This window comes from Streptomyces sp. NPDC090106 (assembly GCF_044747265.1).
Taxonomy (GTDB): Bacteria; Actinomycetota; Actinomycetes; order Streptomycetales; family Streptomycetaceae; genus Streptomyces.
This window is the reverse complement of the sequence record NZ_JBIVDS010000006.1, coordinates 252,567-272,858: the sequence shown is the minus strand read 5'-3', so window position 1 is coordinate 272,858 and position 20,292 is coordinate 252,567. Positions and strand designations below refer to the sequence as shown.

Below are 20,292 nucleotides of genomic sequence, written 5' to 3'. Positions count from 1 at the left end.
CCGCACGGCGGTGCTGCGTAGCCTCGGCCGGGATGAACACCATTCCTGCACGACTGGACCACCTCGTCCTCGCAACCCCGGATCTCGCGGCGACGGTCGCCGAGTTCACCCGGCGTACGGGTGTGGAGCCGGCCCCCGGCGGGGTGCATGTCGGGCTCGGGACCCGCAACTACCTGGTGTCGCTGGGCGGTTCGGGCTACCTGGAGATCATCGGACCCGACCCGGAGCAGCCGGAGCCGACCGGGCCGCGCCCCTTCGAGGTGGACGCGGTGACCGTCGCGCGCACGGTGGCCTGGGCGATCAGCCCGCCCGATCTGGACGCGGCGGTGGCCACGGCCCGGTCCCGCGGCTACGACCCCGGCGACGTGCACCCGATGAGCCGCCGCACCCCGGACGGGTCGCTGCTGGCCTGGCGGCTCACCGACGGCGACACCCAGCACCCCTCCGGGCTGGTGCCGTTCCTCATCGACTGGGGTGGCGCGCGGCACCCCACTGCCTCGGGCCTGCCCACGACCCCGCTGGTGGCCCTGTCCGCGACGGCCCCCGACCCGGACGAGATCCGCCGTCTGCTCGCCACCCTGGACACCGAACTCCCGCTCACCGAGGGCCCGGTGGGTCTGGAGTTCACCGTGGACACCCCGCGGGGGCTCGTCACCTTCCGGTAGACACACCGGGCCCGTGTGTCCGATTCGTTCAAGACCGGCCGCCGCCGCCCGTCCTACGGTGGCCGTATGACTCCACGATTCGACGCCATCGGCCTGGTCGTCTCCGACCTGGCCGCCTCCGTCGCCTTCTACCGCCGTCTCGGCTTCGCCTTCCCCGAGGGCGCGGAGCGCGAGCCGCACGCCGAGGCCGTCCTGCCGGGCGGGCTGCGGCTGATGCTGGACACGGAGGACACCGTCCGCTCCTTCCACCCCGGCTGGCGTCCCCCGACCGGGGGCAGCCGCACCGCGCTCGCCCTGCTGTGCGAGAGCCCGGCCGACGTGGACGCGGCGTACGAGGAGGCGGTGGCCGCCGGCTGCCACGGGGAGCTCAAGCCGTGGGACGCGCCGTGGGGCCAGCGGTATGCGACCCTGCACGATCCTGACGGCAACGGGGTGGACCTCTTCGCACCCCAAGGGCCCTAGAGGGCAAGGGGCTAGAGGTCCTGGCGCAGCAGCTCGCGCAGCGGGAGCCCGGTGAACTCCTTGACGTCCCGGGCGAGATGGGCCTGGTCGGCGTACCCGGCGGTGACGGCCGTCTCCGCGTACGCCGTGCCGTCCCGGGCCAGGCGCAGGGCCCGTTGCAGGCGCAGCACCCGCGACAGCGTCTTGGGCCCGTACCCGAACGCGGTCAGTGACCTGCGGTGCAACTGCCGTGCCCCGAGGCCCAGTTCGTCCGCCGTGGAGGCGACCGTCCGGCCCGCGTCGAGGGCCGCCACCAGGCGCCCGAGCGCCGGTTCGGGGGCCGCCGCGCCGGCGGCGCGGAGCAGCGCGACCTCGTCGAGTCCGGTCGCCGGGTCGGCGGCGGCGTTCACGCGGGCGGTGATGCGGCGCACCTCCCCGGCGGGCCACAGGTCCGCCAGCTCCACGCGCCGGTCGCGCAGTTCGTGGGCGGGGACGCCCAGGAGGGCAGGTGCGGTGCCGGGGTAGAAGCGGAGGCCGGCCCAGCCGGTCGGGGCGGCCTCGGTGAGGAACGCGTGGGTGTCGGGCCCGGCCACGATCAGCCGCCCCTCGTGCCAGAGCAGGTCCATGCACCCGTCGGGCAGCACCCGCCCCGGGGCGCCGTCCCCCGACGGGGTGCTCGTCCACAGGACGGCTCCGGGCAGCCGGGAGGGCCGTTCCGCGTACATCTAGGCCACCCTTCCCCGGTGCTCCTGCGGGCTCACCCCGTACACCCGCTTGAACGCGCTGGACAGGGCGAACGCGCTGCCGTAGCCCACCTGCCGGGCGATGGCCTCGAGGGTGGCGTCGCTGTCCCGCAGCCGGTCCGCCGCGAGCGCGAGCCGCCAGCCCGTCAGGTAGGTCATCGGGGGCTCCCCCACCAGGTCCGTGAACCGGCGGGCCAGCGCCGCCCGGGAGACGCCGGCCTTTCCGGCGAGGGAGGCGACGGTCCAGGGGTGGGCCGGGTCGTCCTGCACCAGGCGCAGCACCCGGCCGACCACGGGATCGGCCAACGCCCGGTACCAGGCGGGCGCTTCGGCCTCGGGCCGGGAGAACCAGGCGCGCAGCGCGGCGATGACCAGCAGGTCCAGGAGGCGGTCCAGGACGGTCTCCTGGCCCGGTTCGTCCCGGACGATCTCGGCCGTCAGCAGGGGTGTGAGCGGGCAGTCCCACACGTCCTGGGTGAGCGTCAGCAGCGGCGGCAGCGCGTCCAGCAGCCGCCCGCCGACCTCGCCCTGCCACAGATAGGTGCCGATCAGCATGACCGCCGAGCCGTCGAGCCGGTCGCCCCAGGTCCGCACCCCGAGGTCCATGGAGCCGTTGAGGGAGCGCCCGTCGGGATACCGGCACTCGGCGCCGGGCAGGATCAGCGCCTGCGGGGCCGTGCCGGGGTCGTCGGCGCAGGTGTAGGGGTCGGGTCCGCGGGCGATGGCGAGGTCGCCGGCCCCGAGCCGGACCCGCTCGCCCCGTTCCGGCGTGATCCACGCCTCGCCGCGGACCATCAGCATCACGCTGAGCGGGGCACGGTCCTCTACGCGCACGCTCCAGGGCGGCTCGAAGCACGCCCGGATCATGAAGGCGCCCCGCGCGCGGGGACCTTCCAAGAGGCCTGCGAGAGCGTCCATGGCGCCAGCGTAGACGCCCTCGTATGGGAATGAGCCGTTCGGCGATGGGGTCCTGGGGCCGGCCGCCGTTGACTGGGGGCATGACCGAGAACACGGAGAACACGCGGAACAGCACGGTGGTGGTGACGGGCGCCTCGGGCCGTACGGGGAGCCGGGCGGCGCGGGAGGCGGGGTTCACGGTGCGGCCCGCGTCCCGGGCCCATGGCTTCGACTGGGAGGACCCGACGACCTGGGCGGAGACGCTGCGGGACGCCGGCGCGGCGTACCTGATGTACCCGTCGGACGTCGGTTCCCCGGCGGCGGCCGAGGGGGTCGGGGCGCTCGCCCGGGAGGCGGTGGGGCTCGGTGTGCGGCGGCTCGTGCTGCTCTCCGCGCGCGGGGAGGAGCAGGCGCTGGCCACCGAGGAGGCGCTGACGTCGTCGGGGGCGGACTGGACGGTCGTACGGGCCGCGTGGTTCGCGCAGAACTTCAGCGAGGGGCCGCTGGTGGCGGAGCTGGTGCACGGGGGCGGGCTGACCTTCCCCGCCGGGGAGGTGCGGGAGCCGTTCATCGACGTGCGGGACATCGCGGACGTCGTGGCGGCGGTCCTCGGGGCCGGGGACCGGTACGCGGGGCGGACGCTGGAGGTGACGGGGCCGCGGCTGCTGTCGTTCCGGGAGGCGGTCGCGGAGATCGCCGCCGTGACCGGCAGGGAGCTGACGTACACGCCGGTTCCGGCGCCCGCCTACGGGGAGGCCCTCAAGGGGTTCGGGGTGCCGCCGGAGGAGGCGGAGTTCCTGGTGGAGGTCTTCGAGGGGCTGCTCGACGGACGGAACGCGCGTCTCACGGACACGGTCCGGGAGGTCCTGGGGCGGGCGCCCCGGGACTTCGGGGACTTCGTGCGGGAGGCCGCGGGGACCTGGAAGGTCTGAGACCGTGACGCGGGCGCGGGGTCAGGAGCCGTCGGGCGACTTGTGCGGCGGGTGCGTGCTCTTCACATGGGTGCGCAGCCGGGACGAAACGTCCTCCGGCGGCAGGAAGCGGGACCAGCGCTCGGGGAACTCCGACGGCATGTCGGGGTCCTCCGGGTCCACCTCCCGCTGCACCGCCGCGCGGGCCACGTACTCGGCGACCTGCGCCTCGCGCACCCGTTCGTTGGCGGCGCGCGCCGCCGCCGTCGCCGCGGCCGGCCACACCCGGTCGATCGCGGCGTTCACGGCGGCGCCCACCAGGACGGCGAACGCGGACACACCGATCCACAGCAGCACGGCGACGGCCGCGGCGAGCGAGCCGTAGATCGTGGCGCCCTCGACGGTGTTCTGGAGGTAGATGCGGAGCAAAAAGCTGCCCAGGACCCACATCCCGAGCGCCACCAACGCCCCGGGCACGTCCTCGATCCACGGGGAGCGGACGGGCACCGACACGTGGTAGAGCGTGGTCAGGAAGGCGACGGACAGGACGATGACCACGGGCCAGTACAGGACCTGCACGACGGTCGTCGACCACGGCACGACCCGGACGACGGCGTCCGGGCCCGCGACCATCAGGGGCAGCGCGACCGAGCCGATCAGCAGGGCGGCGAGGAACAGCAGGAACGCGACGAGGCGGGTCTTGACGATGCCGCGGACGCCGTCGAGGCCGTACATGACGGTGATGGTGTCGATGAAGACGTTCACCGCGCGCGAGCCGGACCACAGGGCGAACAGGAAGCCGATGGAGATGACGTCGGGCCGGCCGCCCTTCATGACGTCGTCGAGGATCGGCTGCGCGATCTCGTTCACGCCCTTGTCGGACAGGACCGTGCGCGAGGCGTCGAGGAGGTTGGCCTCCAGGCTGGTGATGGTGTCGGTGCCGGTCCAGTCGTCGACGTAGCCGAGCAGGCCGATCATGCTCAGCAGCAGGGGCGGCACGGAGAGCAGGGTGAAGAAGGCGGCCTCGGCGGCGAGACCGAGGATGCGGTACTCCATGCAGGAGTTGACGGTGTCCTTCAGAAGCAGCCAGGCGGTCCTGCGCTTGGAGACGTTCCGGTAGAGGGCACGCGCCCGGTGGAGACGGCCGGAGGACCGCTCGGGGGATTCACTTGCTGGCTGCACGACCTAAAGGTATCCGCCGTTCCTGGCAGTACTCATCCCCCGGGGCCCCCGTCCGCGGTGCGGCGTGTTCCCGGGTGCCCCTCCCACAGGAGGAGGTACGCCGGGACTAATGTCAGGTTTTGACATCTGTTGCCCGGCTCCAGGAAGACGATGATCCAGGCCATCGGACTGACCAGTGTCCGGGACGGCGATCAGCCGCCCTTCGTGGACGACCTCACCTTCACCGTGCGGCCCGGCGAGGTCACGGGCCTGCTGGGGGTGGCGGGCGCGGGCAAGACGACGGTGCTCAGACTGATGCTGGAGCTGACCCCGGGCCGGGGCACGACCCTGTTCAGCGGGTTCCCGCTGCACCGGCACCGGCAGCCCGCGCGCGAGGTCGGCGTCGTGCTGGGGCGGCCCGCGCCGCACCCGGACCGCACGGCGCTGAGCCATCTCAGGATGCTGGCGGCGGCGGCCGGGGTGCCGGCGAGCGCGGCCGGGGAGGTCCTGGAGCGTGTGGAGCTGACCGGGCCGCTGGCCGAGCAGCGGCTGCGCCGGTACTCGGCCAGCATGAGCCGCCGTCTCGCGCTGGCCGCGGCCCTGCTCGGCGACCCGGACTCCCTCGTCCTGGACGAACCCGCCGAGGGGCTCTCGCCGGCCGACGTGACCTGGCTGAACGGGCTGCTGCGGTCCTGCGCGGACAGCGGCAGGACGGTCCTGGTGACCGGCGACGACGCCCGGGCCATGGCCCGCTGCGCGGACCGGGTCCTCACCCTGGACGAGGGGCGGCTCGTCGCGGACCAGCGCGTCGAGGAGTTCGAGCGGGCGCGGCTGCGCCCGCACGTGGCGGTCAGGTCCCCGCAGGCCGGCCGGCTGGCCGCGGTCCTCGGCGACGAGCACGGCGCCGAGGTCAGACGCGAGGGCGGCAGCCGTCTGCACGTGTACGACATGACGTCCGCGCGGGTCGGCGAGACCGCGTTCCGGCACCGCATCCTGCTGCACCAGCTGAAGGACGACGTCGAGGACACCGGCACGCCCGCAGCCGCCGCCGAGCGTCCGGAGCCCGCCGGGGTCCCGGACGGGACCGGGCAGCTGCGGACGCTGGCGCGGGCCGAGCGGGAGCCGCCGCGCCGGCAGGTGGCCCGGCAGCCGGTGCGGCCGTCGTGGCCGTTCGTCTACGAGCTGCGGCGGCTGGCCGGGCTGCGCAGCACCGTGGCGCTGGTCGTGACGCCGGTGCTGGTCTCCGCGCTGATCGCGGCGCTGCTCGTGCACGGGGGCGCGGAGCCGTCCCTGGCCGTGCTGGCCGGGTGGGCGCCGCGGGTGCCGCTGCCGCCCGCGGCGGTCGGGGCCGCGCTGTTCGGGGCGCTCGCGTTCGGACAGGAGTTCCGTTTCCCGGCGCTCGCGCCGACTCCGGGGGCGGTGCCGCGCAGACTTCGGCTGCTGGCCGCCAAGTTCGCGGTGACCACGGTCGTGGCGGCGGCGATCGCGCTCGTCACGCTGCTGGTCGGCGCGCTCGCGCTGGCGGCCGTCTCCCCGGACGTGCGGGCGCTGTCGGCGCTCCCGCTCGCGGTGCGTCCGCTCCTCGGCTGGTTCGGGCTGGTCGTCGGGTGCGCGTGGGCGGGACTGCTCGGCGCGGCGGTGCTGCGCAGCACCGCGCTGGGGATGGCGCTGGTGGTGTCGGTGCCGGTGGCGCTCGCGCCACTGCTGCACACGCTGCTGACCCGCCGGGCGACGGGCCGGGTCCTCGGGCTGCCGGACACCCTGCTGGTGCCGGGCGCGCCGCGCACCTCCCTCGGTCTGTTCACGGCCCAGCCGATGGGTACGGCACTGGCCCTGACGATCGGTCTGCTGCTGCTCTGGTACGTCCTGACGAGCCTCCGGGGTCGCGTCCGCTGACCCGAGCCACGAGACTGACCGGAGAGGAAAAGTCACGGTAGGTCAGTTTTCTCAGCTATGAGGTGAGTTGTGCGCTTCTCGGAGTGGATCAGGGGACGGAGCCACGAGGACACCATCACCCTCGCCCTCTGGGTCGTGATGGGCGCGATCCTCGCCGGGCCGCTGTTCGCGGGCACCGTCGCGGCGCTCGTGCCGCACCCGGAGCCCGGGCAGCCCTCCACTGCGCGGCAGTTGAGGCCGCCGCTGCCGTCGGCGTCCGGGCCCGCCTCCTCCGCCGGGGTCGCCCGTCCGTTCGACCCGCGGCTCCCGGAGCCCGGGAGCCCCACGCCGTCCGCCTCCGCCTCCGCCACGGGGGAACCCGGCACCGTGGACCCGGCCGCGCGGGCGGTGTACGAGGAGGCGGAGCGGACGCTCGCCGCCGAGGCCCAGGTCTGCGGGCTGCGCTGGGAACTCCTGGCCGCCGTCGGACAGGTGGAGTCCCGGCCGGCCGACGCGGCGACGGCCCTGGCCACGGGCCGGCGCCTGTGCGAGGGCGACCGCGACCTCACCGACCCCGAGGAGCTGGAGCGGGCGCTGATCGCCCACAACCCCTCGCGGGAGTACGTCCGGACCGTCACCGCCTGGTACGAGCACCTGATCCAGCCGGGGCCGGACGCCGTGGAGCCCTGGGAGGAGGAGTCCGCGGCACCGTCCGGGCAGGCCGTGCCGTGGAGCGAGGAGGAGCCGATGGACTCCCCGGAGCCGGTCCCCTCGGAGAGCGTTGGGGAACCCCTGGCCCCGGAGACGGAGGCCGAGGTGACCCCGGACACCGCCTCCGCCGAGCCGGCCTCAGCCGAGGGGCAGCACGTCGACGTCCGTGCCGGCCGGCACCAGGGTGACGTCCTCCGGTACGACCAGTAGCGCGTTGACCCGCCCCGCCTCCAGCACCGCGCCCGAGGCGTCGAGCGGCACGACGGTGCCCAGCGCGTCGTACGGGCCCCCGGGAGTGTGCACGGCGGGCCGGTAGTGGCGCTTGCCGCGCGGGGAGCGCAGGTCGGTGGCGCAGCGGGCCAGGAGCGTGGGCCGGGCGGGAGGGCGCAGTCCCAGGAGGGCGCGGACGGCCGGGCGGACGAAGACCTCGAAGGCGATGTAGGCGCTCATGGGGTGGCCGGGCAGCGCGAAGAACGCGGTCCGGTCGGGTTCGTGCGGGGCGCCCAGCAGCCCGAAGCCGTGGGTGCGGCCGGGGAGCATGCCGACGGTCCGGCACTCCACGGTGCCGTGCCCCCGGGCGGCGCCCGTCGCCGCGCGCAGGACGGTCCCGAGGTCGGCGTCGCCCGCGCACAGCACGACGATGTCGGCGCGGCCGAGCTGTTCGGCGACGACGGCGCGCAGGGTCTCGGCGTCGGCGGGGATGCCGCGCACCGGGTGGGCGACGGCTCCGGCGGCGCGGGCGGCGGCGGTGAGGGTGGCGCTCACCGAGTCGTAGACCCGGCCGGGCCGCAGTTCCTGGCCGGGTTCGGTCAGTTCGTCGCCCGCGGAGACGACGACCAGACGGGGGCGGGGCCGGACCGTGACCCGGTCGTGCCCGACCGTGGCCGCGACACCGAGCTGGGCGGGACCGAGCGGGGTGCCCGCCCGGAGCGCGGGCGCCCCCTCGGCGAGGGCGCTGCCCCGGCGCCGTACGTAGCCGCCCGCGGTGACCGGGTGGCGCACGGACAGCTCGTCGCGGGCCGCGGTCGCCTCCGTCCAGGCGCCGGGGACGACCGCCTCGGCGCCCTCGGGGAGCCGCTCGCCGGCCGCGACGCGGACGCACTCCCCCGGCGCCACGCCCGTCCGGGCGACGGTGAGCACGGCGGGGAACTCGGGCGTCGACTCCTGGAGGTCGGTGACGCGCACCGCGTAGCCGTCCACGGCGCTGACGTCGCAGGGCGGCTGGGCCACGGGCACGTCGAGGTCCTCGGCGAGCACACAGCCGTGCGCCTCCAGGAGCGGCATCTCGATCGGCTCCAGCGCGTGCAGCCGCCGCACGACGTCGTCCCGGTGCTCGTCGACCGACCAGGTCCTGGCCGGTTCCGAGTCCTGCGGGGTGAGGTCGGGGAGGGGTTCGGGGACCTCCCAGGGCAGCGGGGGACCGGGCATCCCGGACGCGCGCGGCGGTTCCTCGCCGTCGTCCGGCCGCTCGCCCGCGGCCTCGGGCCGCCCGGCCCCGAACAGCTCACCCCGTCTGCCGACCAGGGTCGGTGTCCGCTCGGTCCAGAAGTGCTCGGTCCCGGGCGGTCCGTCGGCTCGTCCCTCGGAACGGGTCATCGTCGCGTCCCCTCACTTCCCTGCCGGTGCCTCCAGGTGTGCAAGGGGGTCTTCCGGGTTTCCCCGTCGTCCGCGCGGGGCGCGGACGGGGAAACCCGGAAGGCCCCTTCGTGTGATTTACGACATTTGAGGCGGTCATGCGAGCCGCCGCGCCCGGGGTCAGTCCTTCAGCCCCGCTCCCCCGCCCGTCCCGGGTCGAGCCGGGCGAAGACGACGATGTTGCCCGCGTAGCGGCGGCGCTCGCGGTCGTAGCGTCCGCCGCAGGTGATGACGCGCAGCTCGGGGCGGTGCCCGGCGCCGTACACGCGGGCGTCGGGGAAGCCCTCGCGGTCGAAGAAGCGGACCTCGTGGACGACGAAGTCCACCGTGGTGCCGTCGGCCCGGCCGACCTGGAGGCGGTCGCCCGTCTCCAGGGTGCCGAGGCCGCTGAAGACGGCGGGGCCGGTCCGGGTGTCCACATGGCCGACCACGATCGACGCGCCCGGCTCGCCCGGGGTGACCGAGCCCTCGTACCACCCGGCGGCCCCCGGCTGCCCGTAGGGCGGTGCCTGGATGGCGCCCCGGCGGTCGAGGCCGACCCGCAGCAGCGGGGCGGTGACGCCGAGCGCCGGGATGCGCAGGGTCAGCGGGCGGGAGGGGGCGCGGGCCGCCGAGGCGCCGACGGCGTCCGGGGGCAGCGCCCGTCCGGCCTCCGCCACGCCCGGCTCGGCGGCGGGTCCGAGCACCGCCCGATCGGCCGCACGGCCGCTGTTGAGCACCCCGGCGACGCACAGCGCCAGGAGGACGGCGGTGCCGAGCCGGCGGCGGCCGGTGCCGTGGGACGGGCTCACGGCTCCCTGCGACGGCGCCGCACGACGATCAGCGCGAGCCCGGCGGCGGCCAGGACGCCCGCGCCCGCCATGCCGAGGACGCCGCCGCTGCCGCCCGGCTCGAAGGTCTGCGCGGCCCGCGCCCCGCCGCCCGCGTGGACCGGCCCCGAGGGATGTCCGCCGCCGCACGGCTGCCGGAACTCGGCGGGGCCGGGGCACTTCGTCGGGGTCGGCTCCGCCCGGATCACCTCGACGGCCGCCTCGGCGGTGCCGCCGCCCTCGCAGTCGATGTTCACGACGTACGGCCCCGGCGCCAGGTCCGGCTTGATGCGGGCCGTCCCGGTCAGCGAGTTGGCCCCGGGGGTGAGCTTGGCCGTGGCGGCGAAGGCGAGGGAGTCGGCGGTGGCCGACCGGCCGGTGCACGCCTTGGTGTAGATCTGCACGCTCTGGCCGGGGCGGGCCGTGGCGGGCACGACCTCCGCGCTCCCGGCGACGTCACCGAGCGGGGCCTCGACGGACGGGGGGACGGCCGTCGCGACGCCCGCGCCCGTCAGGCCGAGTATGGCGGTGGCCGCGCCTGCCGCGACGGTTCGGAACAGTCTCATGGGGTCCCTCGATCCTTCGGCCGGGTCCGGTGCACACTCCGACTCTGGGCAGCACCCGGCCCGCCCGGCGCGCCCGGTGCGCCGACCGTGCCAACGCACTCCCCCGTACGGGCGTCTTCGCCGGTGGTGGTGCCCGCCGCACCCCGGGTACGTTCGCGGCATGGCAGGAACGACCCACTCCGTGACCAATCAGCCGCCGCCCCTGACCGGCCACGACGTCTTCACCGGCGACCGCGCACTGACCGAGGCCGTGGAGCGGCATGTGACGCCCGCTCTCCTCGGCGAGGTGCGCGACGAGCTGGGCGCGCTCGGCCGGGCCTGCGGCTCGGCGCAGCTCCAGGAGTGGGGCGTCCAGGCCGACCGGAACCCGCCCGAGCTGCGCACCCACGACCGCTACGGCCACCGGGTGGACGAGGTCGAGTTCCATCCCGCCTGGCACCGGCTGCTCGGCAAGGGCGTCGCGGCGGGACTGACCGCGGCCTGGTCGCGGCCCGCGGGGCATGTGCGGCGCGCGGCGGCGTTCCTGATGTGGACGCAGGTCGACGCGGGCACCTGCTGCCCCCTGTCGATGACGCACGCGGCGGTGCCCGCGCTGCGCGCCGACCCGGACCTGGCCGCCGAGTGGGAGCCCCGGCTGACGTCGACGGTCTACGACCGGGGGCTGCGGCCCGCGGAGCTCAAGGCGGGCGCCCTGTTCGGGATGGGCATGACCGAGAAGCAGGGCGGCAGCGACGTCCGGGCGAACACGACCGGGGCCCGGCCGCTGCCCGACGGGGAGAGCTACGAGCTGACCGGGCACAAGTGGTTCTGCTCGGCGCCCATGTCGGACGGCTTCCTGGTGCTCGCGCAGGCGCCCGGCGGGCTCACCTGCTTCCTGGTGCCCCGGGTCCTGTCGGACGGCACCCGGAGCACCTTCCGCGTCCAGCGGCTCAAGGACAAGCTCGGCAACCGCTCCAACGCCTCCGCCGAGGTGGAGTTCGAGGGGACCTGGGCGCGCCGGGTGGGCGAGGAGGGGCGGGGGGTGGCGACCGTCATCGAGATGGTCGCGGCGACCCGGCTGGACTGCGTCCTCGGCTCGGCGGGGCTGATGCGGCAGGCCGTCGCGCAGGCCGTCCACCACTGCGCCCACCGTGCGGCGTTCGGCGGGAAGCTCCTCGACAAGCCGCTGATGCGCAACGTCCTGGCCGACCTGCACCTGGAGTCCGAGGCGGCGACCACGCTGGGGATGCGCCTCGCCGCCGCCTGGGACGACGGTGGCGAGCAGGAGCGGGCGCTGCTGCGGATCGCGGTGCCGGCCGCCAAGTACTGGGTGACCAAACGCTGTGCGCCGCTGGTGGTGGAGGCGGCCGAGTGCCTGGGCGGCAACGGGTACGTCGAGGAGTCGGGGCTGCCCCGGCTGGTGCGGGAGTCGCCGCTGAACTCGGTGTGGGAGGGCGCGGGCAACATCCAGGCGCTGGACGTGCTGCGGGCGCTGCGCCGGGAGCCGCAGGCCCTGAACGCCTATCTCCAGGAGGTCGGCCGGGCCCGCGGCGCCGACCACCGTCTCGACGGGGCGATCAAGGGGCTGCTGACAGAGCTGGCCGACCTGGACGGCGTGGAGGCACGGGCCAGGCGGCTGACGGAGCGTCTCGCACTGGTGCTCCAGGGGTCCTTGCTGGTCCGGTTCGCGCCGCCCGAGGTGGCCGACCTGTTCTGTGCGTCACGCCTCGGGGGCGACGCGGGGGCCACTTTCGGGACACTGCCGTCGAGCCTGGATCTGGCCTCGGTGGTGGACCGGGCGCGGCCCGAGGGGTGAACCGGCCGGGGACGCGAGACGGGGGTGGTGCTGCGCCGACACGGCACCACCCCCGCGATCCGGCCTGTTGCAGGCCCGCACGCCGCTCGGGACGGCGTCGCTCAAGTCTCAGTCAGCCGTCCGCGGTCCACCAGGGTTGCAGAGGGTTGCAACTTGCCGGTCTCTGTGGCCGGAGTCCGTCCCTCCGCGAGGGACGGGGGGCACTATGAGACGACCAGTCAGCGCGGGTCCCGCCCGTGGCCGAAAAACGACGCGGCACCGCGCGACCGCAGTCGTTCATTCCTGGAGGACCAGTGGCGCTCTCGCAGACGGACGTGACCCGGCTCGCCGGCGTGGACGCGGCGCGCGCGGCCCGGGTGCTGAGCGACGTCCGGTCCGCGACGCTGTCCGGGCAGCGGGCGCCCGTCGCGCCGCGGCCGGTGATCGAGCGGTCCTGGGACCGGATGCTGCGCAGCGGCGTCGACCCGGACCATGACTTCAGGACCGGGCTGCTGTCCCGGGAGGAGGTGCGGCGGCGCCGGGACACCTCCGAGCTGCGCCATGTGCTGCCGGTGCTGCGGGAGGGGCTGCTGGCGGTCGCGGACGTCGCCCAGCACATCATGGTCGTCGCCGACGAGGACGGCCGGGTGCTGTGGCGGGAGGGCAGTTCGGCGGTGCTGCGCAAGGCCGACGGGACCGGCTTCGAGCTGGGCGCCGACTGGCGGGAGAGCGTCATCGGCACGAACGGCATCGGTACGCCGGTGGTGACCCGGCGGCCCGTGCAGGTGTTCGCCGCCGAGCACTTCGTGCGCTCGCAGACCTCGTGGACCTGCGCCGGGGCCCCCATCACGGACCCCCGGGACGGCCGGCTGATCGGTGTCGTGGACGTGAGCGGGCCGCTGGAGACCATGCACCCCGCGACGCTCGCCTGGGTCGAGTCGGTGGCCAGGCTCGCCGAGTCCCGGCTGCGGGAGCGGCATCAGGCGTCCCTGGAGCAGTTGCGGGCGGTCGCCGCTCCGGTGCTGGCGCGGCTCGGCGGGCGGGCCGCGGTGGTGGACCGGGACGGCTGGACGGCGGCGGTGACGGGGATGCCGTACCAGAACCGGATGGGACTGCCCAAGGCGCTGTCGCCGGGCCGCAGATGGCTGCCCACGCTGGGGCGGTGCGTGGTGGAGCCGCTGGCCGGGGGCTGGCTGGTGCGCGCGGCGGACGAACCGGTGCCGCGCGGCGCCACCCGGATCGTGCTCGATCTCACGCAGCCGCGCCGCTGGTCGCTCACCGTGTCCGGGGGCGCGGGCACCTGGAGCCACGAACTGAGTCCGCGGCATGCCGAGTTGCTGTGCCTGCTGGGCCTGGAACGGGACGGGCGCAGTGCGGCGGAGCTGGCGGAGGGCCTGTTCGGCGACCCGGCCCGCACGGTCACGGTCCGTGCCGAGATGTCGCGGATACGCCGCTATCTGGGGGGACTTCTGGACCATCGGCCGTATCGTTTCTGCGAGGACGCGGAGGTCGAGATCCTCTTCCCCGACGACCCCCGTGACCTGCTGCCGCACTCCACGGCACCGGCGCTGGCCGGGCGGCGAACACCCGGGCGCGAGCGCTGAGAACGGACCCGGCGGAAGGTCACGGGCAGCGACGTGAAACCGTCCAAGCGTGGCATCTTCCGCATATTTGCAGGGTCTTCGCCCTCGGCACGCCGTTCCTGCCGTAGCATCGACGCAGGGCCACCCCATCTGCTTCTCGTTCAACGTACAGATCATCAGGCGCAGTTGGCCCGCCTAGGCCGAGTCCTGGAAGAGGGGCCGACATGGTGCAACGCGGCAGACACCGCCGACGCAGGCGCGGCAGGGCGGTGCGCGCGTTCCTCGCCGGGACCGCGCTCGCGCTGACCGCCGCGGCGACCATGATCAGTGCCTCGCAGGCCACCGTCTCCGCGGACCCGGGCGCGGTGAAGCCGCTCGCCACCGCCGCCGAGACGGACGTCCTGCGCCTGCACGAGCGGCTGGAGCCGCGGAGCACGCTCGACCGGCTCGCCGCCGGGATGGGCCGGCCGCAGGGCGTGCGCGCCGTGCTCGCCGACGCGGACCACCGGCTGCGCGACGCCGCCGACTGCTCCCCCGCCGACCACGAGGCGCTTCCCGTCGAACCGGCCGCCACCCGCGCCTACTGCTTCGACGAGGCCGACACCCGCTCCTGGCGGGCCGGCGCGGTCACCACGTCGGGCGACGCGGACGACGACGGCCTGTGGGGCCAGGACCGGGTGATCCTCTCCGCCTGGACCGAGGGCTCCCGCGGCCTGGCCCGAGTCGCCTTCATCGACGCCACCGACCAGGACCGGCTCACCTACTCCTGGGTGCTGCTCGCCGTCCCGGTCGAGGGCGGGCGCGACTTCCGCGCGCTCGGCTCCGAGGTCTCCGGCATGGTCTGGTACCAGGACAAGCTCCTGGTGACCGCGGGCGACGGGCTGTACGTCTACGACATGAACCGCGTCCAGCGCGCCACGGTCGACGCCCCGCAGGTCGGCCGGGTCGACGGCGGCTGGGCGGCGCACGGCGACCGCTGGGTGCTGCCCGCGGTCGGCAGCTACCGCGCCGGGGCCACGCACCCGGACTACCTCTCCCTGGACCGCAGCACCTCCCCGGACAGCCTGGTCGCCAGCGACTGGGTCTCCGAGGACGACGACCGCGCCGTACGGCTGTGGCGCTACGACTTCGCCGCCGGCTCCGACCGCACCGGCCTGCTCGCCACGGACCCGCGCGGGTACACACGGGTGGACGAGGCCTACGAGACGGCGGCCCCGGGCGTCGGCGCCGTCCTGTCGTACCGCGCGAACTGGTATCTGGCCCGCGCCACCGACGACGACGGCGGGCCCGGCACCCTGTGGCGGCAGAACGCGACGGGCGCCGAGGCCACCGAGTGCGGCACCGACGAGACGACGCGCTGCTGGAGCTCCGGCACGGAGTCCCTGTCGTACTCGGAGGCGACGGGCGAGGTGTGGTCGCAGGCGGGGCGGACCCTGTTCGCGCTGCCGCTGCGCTCGATCGACGGCTCGCTCGGCTGACGGACAGACGCCGATCGACAGATCGCCGGACCGGGTGGTTGCCTGGGGGGTATGTCCAACATTCCCGTGACCACCTGGTCCCTCGAACAGACCGCCCCCACCGACGTCCTCCCGGCCGCCGCGCCCGAGGGCGACGTGCGGATCGTCCGCGCCGAGGTCCCCTCCCCCGAGTTCAGCCGCTTCCTCTACGCCTCCGTCGGCGGTGACATCCGCTGGACCGACCGGCTGAGCTGGTCCTACGACCGCTGGCTGGAGCATCTGGGGCGGCCCGGCGTGGAGAGCTGGGTGGCGTACGACCGCGGGACACCCGCCGGATACGTGGAGCTGGACCCGCAGGACGACGGGGTCGTGGAGATCGTCTACTTCGGACTGGTCCCGGCCTTCCGGGGCCGCCGGATCGGCGGCTGGCTGCTGTCGTACGGGGCCGCGCGCGCCTGGGACCTCGCCGAACGCTGGCCGGAGCGGACCGAGACCAAGCGGGTCTGGTTGCATACGTGCAGCCTGGACGGTGAGCACGCGATGGCCAACTACCAGCGGCGGGGCTTCCAGCTGTTCGACACCAAGGTCGAGGAGGAACCGGACGTGGCCGCACCCGGCCCGTGGCCCGGCGCATACCCGGCCTGACCTGCGTCGACAAGACCGCGCGCGCCGCATGTGATCGACGACACTCGCGTCTCGCTCTGCGAGACACGAGTGTCCGTATGACGGACGAAGCTGGACTGTGTCCAGAACGCCGTGACACGCTTCCGTCATGTCTGGAACTGGAATTGCCTTGGTGAGTCGGCGGCACGTCGACCTCGGCCGCATGTCCAGCGCCATCTGTCCGGTGGGCTGAGAGCACAGCACCGCCGCGCCTTCCCGTCCAGACCTCCGCTCGCGCACAGCCGCGCAGCACCTTTCCATGCGCCCGTGACGCGCAGGTCAGAGTTGTTTCCCGCCTGTCCCGAAGGACGTAACCACCATGGCCGCCACCCCGCAGAATCCTGCCGCCTCCGCGCCCCGCCGCAAGGTGAGCCGTCACCGCGGTGAGGGTCAGTGGGCTCTGGGTCACTTCACCCCCCTCAACGGCAACGAGCAGTTCAAGAAGGACGACGACGGTCTCAATGTGCGGACACGCATTGAGACGATCTACTCCAAGCGGGGCTTCGACTCGATCGACCCCAACGACCTGCGCGGCCGGATGCGCTGGTGGGGGCTCTACACCCAGCGCAAGCCCGGGATCGACGGCGGCAAGACCGCGATCCTGGAGCCGGAGGAGCTGGACGACAAGTACTTCATGCTGCGGGTGCGGATCGACGGCGGACGCCTCACCACCCAGCAGCTGCGGGTGATCGGCGAGATCTCGCAGGAGTTCGCGCGGGGCAGCGCGGACGTCACCGACCGGCAGAACATCCAGCTCCACTGGATCCGCATCGAGGACGTCCCGGAGATCTGGAACCGGCTGGAGGCCGTCGGCCTGTCGACGACCGAGGCGTGCGGCGACTGCCCGCGTGTGGTCATCGGCTCCCCGGTCGCGGGCATCGCCGAGGACGAGATCATCGACGGCACCTGGGCGATCGACGAGATCAACAAGCGGTTCATCGGCAGCAAGGAGTTCTCCAACCTGCCGCGCAAGTTCAAGTCCGCGATCTCCGGCTCGCCGCTGCTCGACGTGGTGCACGAGATCAACGACATCGCGTTCGTCGGCGTGGAGCACCCCGAGCACGGCCCCGGCTTCGACCTGTGGGTCGGCGGCGGCCTCTCCACCAACCCCAAGATCGGCGTCCGGCTGGGCGCCTGGGTGCCGCTGGAGGAGGTCCCGGACGTCTGGGCCGGGGTGATCGGCATCTTCCGCGACTACGGCTACCGCCGGCTGCGCACCCGCGCCCGGCTGAAGTTCCTCGTCGCCGACTGGGGCCCGGAGAAGTTCCGCCAGATCCTGGAGACCGAGTACCTCAAGCGCGAGCTGGTCGACGGCCCGGCCCCCGCCCAGCCGCTCCAGCGCTGGCGCGACCACGTCGGGGTGCACCGCCAGCAGGACGGCAACTTCTACGTCGGCTTCGCCCCGCGCGTCGGCCGGGTGGACGGCGCCACGCTCGCCAAGATCGCCGACCTCGCCGAGGCGCACGGCTCGGGCCGGGTGCGCACCACCGTCGAGCAGAAGATGATCGTCCTGGACGTGACCGAGGACCAGGTCGACTCGCTGGTCGAGGCCCTGGAGGCGCTGGACCTGACGGCGCGCCCCTCCACGTTCCGGCGCGGCACGATGGCCTGCACCGGCATCGAGTACTGCAAGCTCGCGATCGTCGAGACCAAGCAGCGCGGCAGCTCCCTGATCGACGAACTGGAGCGCCGTCTGCCGGAGTTCGACGAGCCGCTCACCATCAACCTCAACGGCTGCCCGAACGCCTGCGCCCGTATCCAGGTCGCGGACATCGGCCTCAAGGGGCAGTTGGTCCTCAACGACGCCGGCGAGCAGGTCGAGGGCTACCAGGTGCACCTGGGCGGCGCCCTCGGTCTTCAGGCCGGGTTCGGCCGCAAGGTCCGTGGCCTGAAGGTCACTTCGGAGGAGCTGCCCGACTACGTCGAGCGGGTCCTGAAGCGGTTCCAGGCCGAGCGCGAGGAGGGCGAGCGGTTCGCCGCCTGGGCCTCCCGCGCCTCCGAGGAGGCTCTGTCATGAGCGAGCGGGCCGCCCCCTTCTACTGCCCCTACTGCGGTGACGAGGACCTCCGTCCGTCCGAGCAGGGTCACGGCGCGTGGGAATGCGCGGCGTGCAACCGCGCATTCCAGTTGAAGTTCCTCGGGCTGCTCGCCCGGGGGCTTCAGCCCACCGAAGCTGGGGGAGACGAGATATGACCGCGCTTCAGGAAGAGCGAACGACCGACGATCTCAAGGCGCTCGCCGAGCAGGCGGGCCGTGACCTGGAGGACGCGTCCGCGCCGGAGATCCTCCGGTGGGCCGTCGACACCTTCGGCAAGAGCTTCTGCGTGACCTCCTCCATGGAGGACGCGGTCGTCGCCCATCTCGCCTCCCGCGCGATGCCCGGCGTCGACGTCGTGTTCCTCGACACCGGCTATCACTTCCCCGAGACGATCGGCACCCGGGACGCGGTGGAGGCGGTGATGGACGTCAACGTCATCACCCTCACCCCGCGGCAGAGCGTCGCCGAGCAGGACGCCGAGTACGGCCCGAAGCTGCACGACCGCGACCCCGACCTGTGCTGCAGACTGCGCAAGGTCGAACCGCTGGAGCGGGGCCTGAGCGGCTATCTGGCCTGGGCGACCGGGCTGCGCCGCGACGAGTCCCCGACCCGGGCGAACACCCCGGTCGTCGGCTGGGACGAGAAGCGGCGCAAGGTGAAGGTCTCCCCGATCGCCCGCTGGACCCAGGACGACGTGGACGCCTACGTCACCGAACACGGCGTCCTCACCAACCCGTTGCTGATGGACGGCTACGCGTCCGTCGGCTGCGCGCCCTGCACCCGCCGCGTCCTGGAGGGCGAGGACGCCCGCGCCGGACGCTGGGCCGGGCGGAGCAAGACCGAGTGCGGGCTGCACGCATGACGACGACACACGAGACGACCCCCCAGGAGAACCCTGTGACCACCGGAGCCACCGTCTGGCTCACGGGTCTGCCGAGTGCCGGCAAGACCACGATCGCCTACGAGCTGGCCGGCCTGCTGCGCGCGGAGGGCCACCTCGTGGAGGTGCTCGACGGCGACGAGATCCGCGAGTTCATCTCCGCGGGCCTCGGCTTCTCCCGCGAGGACCGGCACACCAACGTGCAGCGCATCGGTTTCGTCGCCGAACTGCTCGCCCGCAACGGGGTCAAGGCGCTCGTCCCGGTGATCGCGCCCTACGCGGACAGCCGCGACGCGGTGCGCAAGCGCCATGAGGAGAACGGGACCTCGTACGTCGAGGTGCATGTGGCCACGCCGGTCGAGGTGTGCTCCGAACGCGATGTGAAGGGCCTGTACGCCCAGCAGGCAGCGGGCGAGCTGTCCGGGCTCACCGGGGTCGACGACCCCTACGAGGAGCCCGAGTCGCCGGACCTGCGCATCGAGTCGCAGCACCAGACGGTGCGGGAGTCCGCGGCGTCGGTGCACGCCCTGCTCACCGGGAAAGGACTGGCATGACGACCGTGACCACCCACGAGGACACGGACACCCCGTACGCCCTGTCCCATCTGGACGCGCTGGAGTCCGAGGCGGTCCACATCTTCCGCGAGGTGGCGGGCGAGTTCGAGCGGCCGGTGATCCTCTTCTCCGGCGGCAAGGACTCCATCGTCATGCTGCACCTCGCCCTGAAGGCGTTCGCCCCGGCGGCCGTCCCCTTCTCGCTGCTGCACGTCGACACCGGGCACAACTTCCCCGAGGTGCTGGAGTACCGCGACCGCACGGTCGCCGAACACGGACTGCGCCTCCATGTCGCCTCCGTGCAGGACTACATCGACCGCGGAGTGCTCAAGGAACGCCCGGACGGGACCCGCAACCCGCTTCAGACACTCCCCCTGACGGAGAAGATCCAGGCCGAGAAGTTCGACGCCGTGTTCGGCGGCGGGCGACGCGACGAGGAGAAGGCCCGCGCCAAGGAACGCGTCTTCTCCCTGCGCGACGAGTTCTCCCAGTGGGACCCCCGCCGCCAGCGCCCCGAACTGTGGAACCTCTACAACGGCCGCCACGCCCCCGGCGAACACGTCCGCGTCTTCCCCCTCTCCAACTGGACCGAACTCGACGTCTGGCAGTACATCGCCCGCGAGAAGATCGAACTCCCCGACATCTACTTCGCCCACGAACGCGAGGTCTTCTCCCGCTCCGGCATGTGGCTCACCGCCGGCGAATGGGGCGGACCCAAGACCGACGAGACCGTCCAGAAGCGCCTGGTGCGCTACCGCACCGTCGGCGACATGTCCTGCACCGGCGCGGTGGACTCCGACGCGACCACGCTGAACGCGGTCATCGCGGAGATCGCCGCGTCCCGGCTGACCGAGCGGGGCGCCACCCGCGCCGACGACAAAATGTCCGAGGCCGCGATGGAAGACCGCAAGCGCGAGGGGTACTTCTAG

The 20,292-nt window shown here is 73.9% G+C and carries 21 protein-coding genes; 15 read left to right on the top strand and 6 right to left on the bottom strand.

Annotated features, from left to right (window positions below):
* Positions 1 to 32 precede the first annotated feature (32 nt).
* A complete protein-coding gene (locus tag ACIPSE_RS21370; RefSeq protein ID WP_401664664.1) occupies positions 33 to 665 on the top strand; it encodes a VOC family protein in 633 nt (210 codons plus the stop codon).
* A gap of 66 nt (positions 666 to 731) precedes the next feature.
* Positions 732 to 1,127: a VOC family protein gene (locus tag ACIPSE_RS21365; protein WP_401664663.1), complete on the top strand. Its 396-nt coding sequence runs from the start codon at positions 732 to 734 to the stop codon at positions 1,125 to 1,127.
* An 11-nt stretch (positions 1,128 to 1,138) separates the two neighbouring features.
* On the opposite strand, the gene ACIPSE_RS21360 is transcribed toward ACIPSE_RS21365, so the two are convergent.
* The gene (locus ACIPSE_RS21360; protein ID WP_401664662.1) at positions 1,139 to 1,831 is read right to left on the bottom strand and encodes a DUF6597 domain-containing transcriptional factor; all 693 of its coding nucleotides are present in this window, start codon (positions 1,829 to 1,831) and stop codon (positions 1,139 to 1,141) included.
* Positions 1,832 to 2,767 (bottom strand): AraC family transcriptional regulator, encoded by a 936-nt coding sequence (locus ACIPSE_RS21355; RefSeq protein WP_401664661.1) that lies wholly within the window; start codon positions 2,765 to 2,767, stop codon positions 1,832 to 1,834.
* Between the two features lie 80 nt (positions 2,768 to 2,847).
* On the opposite strand from ACIPSE_RS21355, the gene ACIPSE_RS21350 reads away from it, so the two are divergent.
* On the top strand, positions 2,848 to 3,678 hold the full coding sequence (locus ACIPSE_RS21350) for an NmrA family transcriptional regulator (protein ID WP_401664660.1): 831 nt from the start codon (positions 2,848 to 2,850) through the stop codon (positions 3,676 to 3,678).
* A gap of 21 nt (positions 3,679 to 3,699) precedes the next feature.
* Here ACIPSE_RS21350 and ACIPSE_RS21345 read toward each other — a convergent pair whose 3' ends face one another.
* Positions 3,700 to 4,839: a YihY/virulence factor BrkB family protein gene (locus tag ACIPSE_RS21345; protein ID WP_401664659.1), complete on the bottom strand. Its 1,140-nt coding sequence runs from the start codon at positions 4,837 to 4,839 to the stop codon at positions 3,700 to 3,702.
* 150 nt (positions 4,840 to 4,989) lie between these two features.
* Here ACIPSE_RS21345 and ACIPSE_RS21340 point away from each other — a divergent pair, with 150 nt between their 5' ends.
* Positions 4,990 to 6,714, top strand: coding sequence for an ATP-binding cassette domain-containing protein (locus ACIPSE_RS21340; RefSeq protein WP_401664658.1), 1,725 nt, complete (start codon positions 4,990 to 4,992; stop codon positions 6,712 to 6,714).
* A 69-nt stretch (positions 6,715 to 6,783) separates the two neighbouring features.
* Positions 6,784 to 7,614, top strand: a complete 831-nt coding sequence (locus ACIPSE_RS21335; RefSeq protein WP_401664657.1) for a hypothetical protein — start codon at positions 6,784 to 6,786, stop codon at positions 7,612 to 7,614.
* Here the strand turns inward: ACIPSE_RS21335 and glp are convergent.
* The 3 genes from glp to ACIPSE_RS21320 all read right to left on the bottom strand — a co-directional run bounded on the left by glp (position 7,543) and on the right by ACIPSE_RS21320 (position 10,414).
* Positions 7,543 to 9,000 (bottom strand): gephyrin-like molybdotransferase Glp, encoded by a 1,458-nt coding sequence (gene glp, locus ACIPSE_RS21330; RefSeq protein WP_401664656.1) that lies wholly within the window; start codon positions 8,998 to 9,000, stop codon positions 7,543 to 7,545. The two genes, ACIPSE_RS21335 and glp, sit on opposite strands and share 72 nt — an antisense overlap.
* A gap of 167 nt (positions 9,001 to 9,167) precedes the next feature.
* Positions 9,168 to 9,830: a class F sortase gene (locus ACIPSE_RS21325; protein ID WP_401664655.1), complete on the bottom strand. Its 663-nt coding sequence runs from the start codon at positions 9,828 to 9,830 to the stop codon at positions 9,168 to 9,170.
* Entirely contained in the window at positions 9,827 to 10,414 is a 588-nt protein-coding gene (locus tag ACIPSE_RS21320) for a hypothetical protein (RefSeq protein WP_401664654.1), read from the bottom strand. Before ACIPSE_RS21320 ends, ACIPSE_RS21325 begins: the two co-directional genes overlap by 4 nt.
* Positions 10,415 to 10,574: 160 nt before the next feature.
* Between ACIPSE_RS21320 and ACIPSE_RS21315 the strand changes: the two genes are divergently transcribed.
* From ACIPSE_RS21315 to cysD, 10 genes are all read left to right on the top strand, one after another.
* A complete protein-coding gene (locus ACIPSE_RS21315) occupies positions 10,575 to 12,209 on the top strand; it encodes an acyl-CoA dehydrogenase family protein (RefSeq protein ID WP_401664653.1) in 1,635 nt (544 codons plus the stop codon).
* Positions 12,210 to 12,502: 293 nt separating this feature from the next.
* Positions 12,503 to 13,792 carry a GAF domain-containing protein gene (locus ACIPSE_RS21310; RefSeq protein WP_401664652.1) on the top strand — a complete coding sequence of 430 codons (1,290 nt, stop codon included), beginning with the start codon at positions 12,503 to 12,505 and terminating at the stop codon, positions 13,790 to 13,792.
* Positions 13,793 to 13,995: 203 nt separating this feature from the next.
* Positions 13,996 to 15,249, top strand: coding sequence for a hypothetical protein (locus ACIPSE_RS21305; protein ID WP_401664651.1), 1,254 nt, complete (start codon positions 13,996 to 13,998; stop codon positions 15,247 to 15,249).
* 51 nt (positions 15,250 to 15,300) lie between these two features.
* Positions 15,301 to 15,873 carry a GNAT family N-acetyltransferase gene (locus ACIPSE_RS21300; RefSeq protein WP_401664650.1) on the top strand — a complete coding sequence of 191 codons (573 nt, stop codon included), beginning with the start codon at positions 15,301 to 15,303 and terminating at the stop codon, positions 15,871 to 15,873.
* Between the two features lie 127 nt (positions 15,874 to 16,000).
* A complete protein-coding gene (locus ACIPSE_RS21295) occupies positions 16,001 to 16,084 on the top strand; it encodes a putative leader peptide (RefSeq protein ID WP_350969053.1) in 84 nt (27 codons plus the stop codon).
* 126 nt (positions 16,085 to 16,210) lie between these two features.
* Entirely contained in the window at positions 16,211 to 17,908 is a 1,698-nt protein-coding gene (locus tag ACIPSE_RS21290) for a nitrite/sulfite reductase (protein ID WP_401664649.1), read from the top strand.
* Positions 17,905 to 18,084, top strand: a complete 180-nt coding sequence (locus tag ACIPSE_RS21285) for a hypothetical protein (RefSeq protein WP_315885857.1) — start codon at positions 17,905 to 17,907, stop codon at positions 18,082 to 18,084. The genes ACIPSE_RS21290 and ACIPSE_RS21285 overlap by 4 nt, the downstream gene beginning before the upstream one ends.
* Positions 18,081 to 18,791: a phosphoadenylyl-sulfate reductase gene (locus ACIPSE_RS21280; protein WP_401664648.1), complete on the top strand. Its 711-nt coding sequence runs from the start codon at positions 18,081 to 18,083 to the stop codon at positions 18,789 to 18,791. The genes ACIPSE_RS21285 and ACIPSE_RS21280 overlap by 4 nt, the downstream gene beginning before the upstream one ends.
* A gap of 35 nt (positions 18,792 to 18,826) precedes the next feature.
* Positions 18,827 to 19,363 carry an adenylyl-sulfate kinase gene (gene cysC, locus ACIPSE_RS21275; protein WP_401664647.1) on the top strand — a complete coding sequence of 179 codons (537 nt, stop codon included), beginning with the start codon at positions 18,827 to 18,829 and terminating at the stop codon, positions 19,361 to 19,363.
* Positions 19,360 to 20,292, top strand: a complete 933-nt coding sequence (cysD, locus tag ACIPSE_RS21270; RefSeq protein WP_401664646.1) for a sulfate adenylyltransferase subunit CysD — start codon at positions 19,360 to 19,362, stop codon at positions 20,290 to 20,292. Before cysC ends, cysD begins: the two co-directional genes overlap by 4 nt.

Excerpts from the sequence above, each read along its gene's own strand:
- ACIPSE_RS21370 (WP_401664664.1), top strand. The coding sequence starts at position 33 with ATGAACACCATTCCTGCACGACTGGACCACCTCGTCCTCGCAACCCCG.
- ACIPSE_RS21365 (WP_401664663.1), top strand. The coding sequence starts at position 732 with ATGACTCCACGATTCGACGCCATCGGCCTGGTCGTCTCCGACCTGGCC.
- ACIPSE_RS21280 (WP_401664648.1), top strand. The coding sequence starts at position 18,081 with ATGACCGCGCTTCAGGAAGAGCGAACGACCGACGATCTCAAGGCGCTC.
- ACIPSE_RS21295 (WP_350969053.1), top strand. The coding sequence starts at position 16,001 with ATGTCTGGAACTGGAATTGCCTTGGTGAGTCGGCGGCACGTCGACCTC.
- ACIPSE_RS21355 (WP_401664661.1), bottom strand. The coding sequence starts at position 2,767 with ATGGACGCTCTCGCAGGCCTCTTGGAAGGTCCCCGCGCGCGGGGCGCC.
- ACIPSE_RS21300 (WP_401664650.1), top strand. The coding sequence starts at position 15,301 with ATGTCCAACATTCCCGTGACCACCTGGTCCCTCGAACAGACCGCCCCC.
- ACIPSE_RS21290 (WP_401664649.1), top strand. The coding sequence starts at position 16,211 with ATGGCCGCCACCCCGCAGAATCCTGCCGCCTCCGCGCCCCGCCGCAAG.
- ACIPSE_RS21360 (WP_401664662.1), bottom strand. The coding sequence starts at position 1,831 with ATGTACGCGGAACGGCCCTCCCGGCTGCCCGGAGCCGTCCTGTGGACG.
- ACIPSE_RS21340 (WP_401664658.1), top strand. The coding sequence starts at position 4,990 with ATGATCCAGGCCATCGGACTGACCAGTGTCCGGGACGGCGATCAGCCG.
- ACIPSE_RS21305 (WP_401664651.1), top strand. The coding sequence starts at position 13,996 with ATGGTGCAACGCGGCAGACACCGCCGACGCAGGCGCGGCAGGGCGGTG.
- glp (WP_401664656.1), bottom strand. The coding sequence starts at position 9,000 with ATGACCCGTTCCGAGGGACGAGCCGACGGACCGCCCGGGACCGAGCAC.
- ACIPSE_RS21285 (WP_315885857.1), top strand. The coding sequence starts at position 17,905 with ATGAGCGAGCGGGCCGCCCCCTTCTACTGCCCCTACTGCGGTGACGAG.
- ACIPSE_RS21350 (WP_401664660.1), top strand. The coding sequence starts at position 2,848 with ATGACCGAGAACACGGAGAACACGCGGAACAGCACGGTGGTGGTGACG.
- ACIPSE_RS21315 (WP_401664653.1), top strand. The coding sequence starts at position 10,575 with ATGGCAGGAACGACCCACTCCGTGACCAATCAGCCGCCGCCCCTGACC.
- cysD (WP_401664646.1), top strand. The coding sequence starts at position 19,360 with ATGACGACCGTGACCACCCACGAGGACACGGACACCCCGTACGCCCTG.
- ACIPSE_RS21320 (WP_401664654.1), bottom strand. The coding sequence starts at position 10,414 with ATGAGACTGTTCCGAACCGTCGCGGCAGGCGCGGCCACCGCCATACTC.